The 6,323-nt window shown below is 74.1% G+C and carries 7 protein-coding genes; 2 read left to right on the top strand and 5 right to left on the bottom strand.

All coding sequences use genetic code 11. The features are described 5' to 3' along the window. Positions 1–350: 350 nt before the first annotated feature. From ABWI04_RS22185 to ABWI04_RS22170, 4 genes are all read right to left on the bottom strand, one after another. On the bottom strand, positions 351–1,037 hold the full coding sequence (locus ABWI04_RS22185) for an adenosylcobinamide amidohydrolase (RefSeq protein WP_353833629.1): 687 nt from the start codon (positions 1,035–1,037) through the stop codon (positions 351–353). After that, on the bottom strand, positions 1,034–1,804 hold the full coding sequence (locus tag ABWI04_RS22180) for an ABC transporter ATP-binding protein (RefSeq protein WP_353833628.1): 771 nt from the start codon (positions 1,802–1,804) through the stop codon (positions 1,034–1,036). Before ABWI04_RS22180 ends, ABWI04_RS22185 begins: the two co-directional genes overlap by 4 nt. Further along, positions 1,801–2,820 (bottom strand): FecCD family ABC transporter permease, encoded by a 1,020-nt coding sequence (locus ABWI04_RS22175; protein WP_353833631.1) that lies wholly within the window; start codon positions 2,818–2,820, stop codon positions 1,801–1,803. The genes ABWI04_RS22180 and ABWI04_RS22175 overlap by 4 nt, the downstream gene beginning before the upstream one ends. Positions 2,821–3,073: 253 nt before the next feature. Then, the gene (locus ABWI04_RS22170) at positions 3,074–3,991 is read right to left on the bottom strand and encodes an ABC transporter substrate-binding protein (RefSeq protein ID WP_353833627.1); all 918 of its coding nucleotides are present in this window, start codon (positions 3,989–3,991) and stop codon (positions 3,074–3,076) included. Positions 3,992–4,270: 279 nt separating this feature from the next. On the opposite strand from ABWI04_RS22170, the gene ABWI04_RS22165 reads away from it, so the two are divergent. After that, entirely contained in the window at positions 4,271–4,891 is a 621-nt protein-coding gene (locus tag ABWI04_RS22165; RefSeq protein ID WP_353833626.1) for a TetR/AcrR family transcriptional regulator, read from the top strand. Then, positions 4,888–5,265: a VOC family protein gene (locus ABWI04_RS22160; RefSeq protein WP_345171925.1), complete on the top strand. Its 378-nt coding sequence runs from the start codon at positions 4,888–4,890 to the stop codon at positions 5,263–5,265. The genes ABWI04_RS22165 and ABWI04_RS22160 overlap by 4 nt, the downstream gene beginning before the upstream one ends. On the opposite strand, the gene ABWI04_RS22155 is transcribed toward ABWI04_RS22160, so the two are convergent. Continuing rightward, positions 5,252–6,157, bottom strand: coding sequence for an LLM class F420-dependent oxidoreductase (locus ABWI04_RS22155; RefSeq protein ID WP_353833625.1), 906 nt, complete (start codon positions 6,155–6,157; stop codon positions 5,252–5,254). The two genes, ABWI04_RS22160 and ABWI04_RS22155, sit on opposite strands and share 14 nt — an antisense overlap. Between the last annotated feature and the right edge of the window lie 166 nt (positions 6,158–6,323).

The raw sequence follows: 6,323 nt of genomic DNA, 5'->3' as shown, positions 1-6,323 counted from the left end.
CGGCGCCCTCGGCGTCGGCGGTCTCGCGGTCGCCCTCGCCCTCCAGGACACGCTGGCCAACCTCTTCGCGGGCGCGCCGGGCCGCGGCCGGCCGTCGACCGGGAGCCGCCGACCGGGGTGCACTCCCTGCCGCCGATGAACGGGTCCCTGCTGGACGGCGGCGACCCGCTCGCCACCGACCCGCTGCGCCGCCACGGCCACGGCGGGCACAACGGGCATCGCCTTCCCCACGCCGGCTGACCGTCATGCCGGCCGCGCGTCGCACAGGGAGGAGGTGAGGCCCGAACCCCACACTGCACTGGCCCTGAGACCGGCCGCCGTACCGCACCGGGGTGGTACGGCGGCCGGTGCTAGCCGCGTGCCTCCAGCCGGGCCGCGTAGTCCAGGGCCCCGGCGCGGACGGCGGCGTGCACCGTCCGCGCGATCCTCGCGCCCCAGGTGGAGCGGGGCCCGGCGAAGACCTCCGGCGTTCCGCCGGTCGCGGCCGCGACGCAGATCGCGTCGGACGCCGTGCCCGTGCACGGGAAGCCCGCTTCGAGCAGCGCCTGCGTCTTGGCCTCGGTCGCGGTGACGACCGCGTTCACCAGCGCCGGGTCGCTCATCCCGACGGGGACGGCGACCACGATGTTGATCGTCCCTGGTTTCCAGGCGGGCGTCCCGTCCCCCTCCAGCGGGGCCAGCTCGGGATCGGGCGTCCCGGCGGGGGCGGCCGCCCAGGTCGGGACGCGCAGCCCCACCGTCGCCGACACGCGCACGCCCTCGCCGTCCCGCCGCACCGTGCGCGCGACCGGGGCCGCCGTGAGCATCCCGACGCCGGGGCCCTCCGGCCCGGCCGCCGCCGCGAGCTCGGCGAGGTGCGCGACCGGGTCGGTGCGCGCGTAGGCGCCCGGCACCTGGGCGTTCAGCACCCAGCTGGCCGGGCCGATGCCGCCGCCCAGCATCGCCGAGGAGATCATCCGATGGCCGCGGCCGGCCCGCCACACCGTCGAGGCCAGCCGTTCGCCGTCCTCCGTCCGCCACGCCGTCTCGAGGTTCACGGACGCTCCAGCGACAGGATCGGCCGGCCGCCCGGCCCGGGGGCGACGCTCACGCGGGCGCCGAAGTGCTCCTCGACGGCGTCGCGGGTGAGGACCAGGTCCGGCGGGCCCGACGCGGCCACCCGCCCGCCGGAGAGGAGGACGAGCCCGTCGGCGTACTGCCCGGCGAGCGTCAGGTCGTGGATCGTGGTCACCACCGTCAGCCCGTCCGACAGCCGCAGCCGGTCGATCAGCTCCATCACCTGCTGCTGGTGGCCGATGTCGAGCGCGGTCGTCGGCTCGTCCAGCAGCAGCACCGAGGTCTGCTGCGCGAGGGCGCGGGCCAGCACCACGCGCTGCCGCTCCCCGCCGGACAGGTGGTCCAGGGGGCGGGCCGCGAAGGGGGTGAGGTCCAGCCGGTCGAGGACCTCCGCGGTGACGGCCCGGTCGCGGGCGCTCTCCCGGCCCAGATGCGGGACGTAGGGGGACCGCCCCAGCAGGGTGTAGTCGAACACCGTCATGCCCACCGGAAGGTTCGGGCTCTGCGGGGCGTAGGCGACGAGCCGGGCGCGCCGCCTCGGCTTGAGCGCCTGCAGGTCCGTGCCCGCGAGGGTGATCTCGCCATGGGACGGGACCAGGCCGAGGATCGCGCGCAGCAGCGTCGACTTCCCCGCGCCGTTCGGCCCGATGACCGCTGTCCACGACCCCGCCGGCGCCTCCAGCGACACGTCCTTCAGCACCGGCCGCCCGCCGAGCGCGACGTCCAGGCCGCGCACCGCGACGGTCACGTCTCCACCTGCCGCCGGGACGCGCGGAGCACCACGACGAAGAACGGCCCGCCGACGAACGCCGTCACCACGCCCAGCGGCAGCTCCCCGGGCCTGATCACCGTCCGCGCCACGAGGTCGGCCACCTCCAGGAACGCCGCGCCGCCCAGCAGCGACAGCGGCAGCACGATCCGGTACGACCCCCCCGCCAGCCGCCGCACCACGTGCGGGACGACGATGCCGACGAACGCGATCAGCCCGCTCACCGCGACCGCCGACGCCGTCGCCAGCGACGCCGCCGCCACCACCGTCAGCCGGACCCGCGCCGCCGACAGGCCGAGCGAGGCCGCCTCCTCGTCGCCGACGCTGAGCACGTCCAGGAGCCGGCCGTGGGCGAGCAGCACCGCGGTGGAGACCAGCGCGTACGGGAAGACGAGCGCCAGCTGGTGCCAGTCGGCCGACCCGACCCCGCCGAGGATCCACGAGTAGATCCGCTGGAGCTCCTCCGCCCTCATCTGCTGGATCAGCGTCTGCACCGCGGCGAGAAAGGACGACACCGCGACGCCGGCCAGCACCAGCGTCGCCGTCCCGTTCCCGCGCCCCGTCGCGGCGCTGCCCAGCAGGTAGGCGAGGGCCACCCCGCCGATCGCGCCGACGAACGCCGCGAGCGGGACCGCGTATCCGGGGTCGCCCGGCACCAGCGCGATGACCAGCGTCGCCCCGACCCCCGCGCCCGCCGCCGCGCCCAGCAGGTACGGGTCGGCGAGCGGGTTGCGGAACACTCCCTGGTACCCGGCGCCCGCGACGGCGAGCATCCCGCCGACCAGCGCCGCCATCAGCGCCCTCGGCACGCGCAGCTGGAACAGCACGTTCTCGTCGATGACGCCGAACCCGCTGTCGGCGTGCACGAACGGGATCCGGTCGGCCAGCGCCTTCAGGACCCCGCCCACGGGCAGCCCGGCCGACCCCACCAGCACCCCGGCCAGCAGCGTCGCGAGCAGCAGCCCGACCGCCGCCGCCAACGGCAGCGGCCGCAGCCTGGCCTGACTCCGCGGGCCGGGCGACGAGCCGCCAGGGCCCGGACCCGCGAGGCCGCCGGAGCGCTCTTCCGTCTCGGGCGGCGCGTCGCCGCGGCCGTCGGAGACCTCGGGCGCCCGCTCCCGATCGGAGACGTCCTCGGGACCCGCGCGGACGTCCGAAGACGTCCCGGCCGCGTCGTCGGCGTCGGCCGGGACGTCCCCGGTGTGCGGTCGACGCCTGCTCACGGGCGGGCGTCCTCGGCGGCAGCGGTCACTGAACCTTCTGGACCGCGTCGCCGATCGCCTTGACGAACTCCGCCAGGCGCGGCCCCCAGCGGGAGGCGATGTCGTCGTCGAGCTCCACCACGCCGCCGTGCCCGACCGCGTCCAGGTCCGACCAGCCCGGGCGCTTGGTGAGCGCGGCGGCGTTCTGCCCGCAGCACTTGGTGTCGGCCAGGAGGATCAGGTCGGGGTCCTGCTTGAGCAGGTACTCGCGGGACAGCTGCGGGTAGTCGCCGGAGGCCTTGTCCGCCTTGTCGGCGATGTTCTGCAGGCCGAACATCCCGTACACCTGGCCCACGAAGGTCTTCGACGTCACCGAGTGGAGCTGGTTGTCGAGCTCGTGGTAGTACGTGAGGCCCTTGGCCTTGGACGACGCGGCCACCGTCTTCTGGATGTCCGCGCGCATGCCGTCGGTGACCTTCTTGGCCTCGGCCTCGTGCCCGGTGGCCTGCCCGAGGTCGCCGATCTCGTCGTAGGCCTCGTCCAGGTTCTTCGCCGCCGGCTCCAGCAGGACCGGGACCTTCACCTTCTCCAGCGCCTTGACGATGCCGTCCATGTCGTCGGACAGCACGACGAGGTCCGGCTTGTGGGCGATGATCGCCTCGGCGTTCGGCTTGAAGCCCGACAGCTTCGTCCGCGGGGTGCCGGCCGGATAGTTGGAGTAGTCGTCCACCGCGACCACCTGCGGCCCGGCGCCGATGGCGAAGAGCGTCTCGGTGTGCGTGGGGGAGAGGGAGACGATGCGCTTCGGCTTGGCCGGGACGGACACGGCCCCGTTGGCGGCCTGGACGGTGACGGCCTTACCGTCCGGCGCACCGCCGGACTCGCCGTCGTCGCCGCCGCATGCGGCGGCGAGCGTGACGACGCCGATCGCCATCACCGCGCCCAAGGTGCGTACGGGTCTCACAGGTGCCTCCTGGGTGGTGCAGGGAAGCCGCGGCCCGTCATGACGGATCGCCCTTCCACGAGGTCGACAATCGTCGGCGCGCGAGGAGGCGACCTGGCTCGGCCACTTCGAGAGGGGCACCACAGTTGCGGGACAGCGCCGGATTTTCCACCGGACTTCGCTCCTGGCGCGCAGCATCGCAACGGTATCAGCCACCGAATGCTGATCTGTCGGGTTGTGCGGAGTGAGTACTCACTTCGCTCTTGACGGAGTGAGCACTCACTCCGTACTGTCGCGGGCATGGAGGAGAAGAGCCGGCGCCGCGCTCCCGGGATGAGCCCGGAGCAGCGGCGCGAAATGATCATCCGGACGGCGCTGCCGCTCGTCGCCGAGCGCGGCACGGCCGTCACCACGGCGCAGATCGCCCGCGCCGCCGGCATCGGCGAGGCGACGATCTTCCGCGTCTTCGCCGACAAGGACGAACTGCTGGACGCCTGCGTCGCCGAGGCGCTGCGGACCGACCACGTCCTCGCCGAGATCGGTGCGATCCCGCTCGACCAGCCGCTGCCCGCGCGGCTCGCCGAGGCCGCCGCCGCGATCGACGCCTACCTCGCCCGCATGGGCCTGGTGATCGGCGCGCTGCACGCCTCCGGCCGGCGCGCGCGCCCCGAGCCCGGCGCCGGCGAGCCCGGCCCCGACCGCGCGGCCGCCATGACCCGCACCCGCGAGGCGCTCGCCGAGCTCTTCGAACCCGAACGGGACCGGCTGCGCCTGCCCCTCGACCAGATCGCCGGCCTGTTCCTGGGCTTCGTGTTCAGCCGGGCCCGGCCCGCCGCCGGCCCCGACGCGCAGCCCCTCTCCGTCGAGGAGTACCTGGACGTCTTCCTGCACGGCGCTCTCAAGGAAGGAACCACCGCATGACGATCAGCCTGAACCACGCGATCGTGACGGCCGCCGACAACGACGAGGCGGCCCGCTTCTTCGCCGCCGTCCTGGGCCTGGAGTACACCGGCCCCCACCCGCACGCGCGGCACTTCGTCCCGATCCGCGTGAACGAGGGCCTCACCCTCGACTTCATGACCGTCGCCTACCCGCAGGGCCACCACCTGGCCTTCGACGTGGACGCGGTCACGTTCGACGCGGCCGTGGACCGCCTCGAAGCCCGCGAGATCCCCTACGGCGACGACCCCGCCCACGCCGACAACGGCCGCGTGGACGAGGACCACCCGCTCGGCGGCCGCGGCCTCTACTTCTCCGACGCCAGCGGCAACCTCTACGAACTCATTTCGCCGTGACCGTCTTCAGGAACTCCCGGGTGCGCCGGTCGCCCGGCATGTACTCGGCGGCGACGAAGTCGGTGACGCCCGCCTCCGACAGCTCCTCCAGCTTCGCCGCGACCGCGTCCTCGTCCCCGACGACCGCCAGGTCCTTCGGGCCCTCCACGCCCTCCCGGTCCATCATCGCCCGGTAGGACGGCAGCACCCCGTACACCTCGAACGTCTCCCCGGCCTGCTCCCGCGCGCGCTCCACGTCACCGGTGACGCACACGGGCAGGACGCACACGACGCGCGGCGCCTCCCGTCCGGCCGCCTCGGCCGCCGCCGTGATGGTCGGCGCGATGTGCTCGCGGACGGTGACGGGGCCGGTCATCCACAGCACCGTCCCGTCCGCCCGCTCCGCCGCCAGCTTCAGCATCTTCGGGCCGAGCGCCGCGAGCAGTAGCGGCACCCGCCCCTCGTTCGGCACGTTCAACCCGATGTTGCCCCGTAGCGTCTCGCCGTCGAAGGAGGCGTTCTCCCCTTCGAGCAGCGGCGCCAGCACCGACAGGTACTCGTCCATGTGCCGCAGCGGCCTGCCGAAGTCGTACCCGTACATGTCCTCGATGACGATCTTGTGGGACAGGCCGACGCCGAGAGTGAACCGTCCCCGCAGCGCCAGCGCGGTCGTCCTCGCCTGCTGCGCCAGCACGGCCGGATGCCGCGGATACGTCGGCACCACCGCCGTCCCCAGCTCGATCCCGGACACCCCGCTGCCCGCCACCGCCAGCGCGGTCAGCGCGTCCACCCCGAAGATCTGCGACATCCACGCCGAGGAGAACCCGTCGTCCGCCGCGCGCCGCACGTCGTCCGCCAGCTTCCCCAGCGCCTCGACCCCGCCCCGCTCGTTGAGCAGCACCCCGACCCGCACAGGACCTCCCAGTGAGATAACCAGATCCTTACCTGACCTCTCCCTACCTAAGCGCCCCGCCCCGGCGGCCACAAGGCGGACACCCGGCGAGCCGAAAGGGCCCGGCATCGCGGGAGACGCCGGGCCTTTCCCATGTCGAGGGGGTCGGTCCCGCCGGGCGCCTCGC

This window comes from Actinomadura sp. NPDC000929, assembly GCF_040492065.1.
Classification (GTDB): domain Bacteria; phylum Actinomycetota; class Actinomycetes; order Streptosporangiales; family Streptosporangiaceae; genus Spirillospora; species Spirillospora verrucosospora.
The sequence above is the reverse complement of the archived record's forward strand: the minus strand, read 5'-3'. Positions and strand labels throughout refer to the sequence as shown.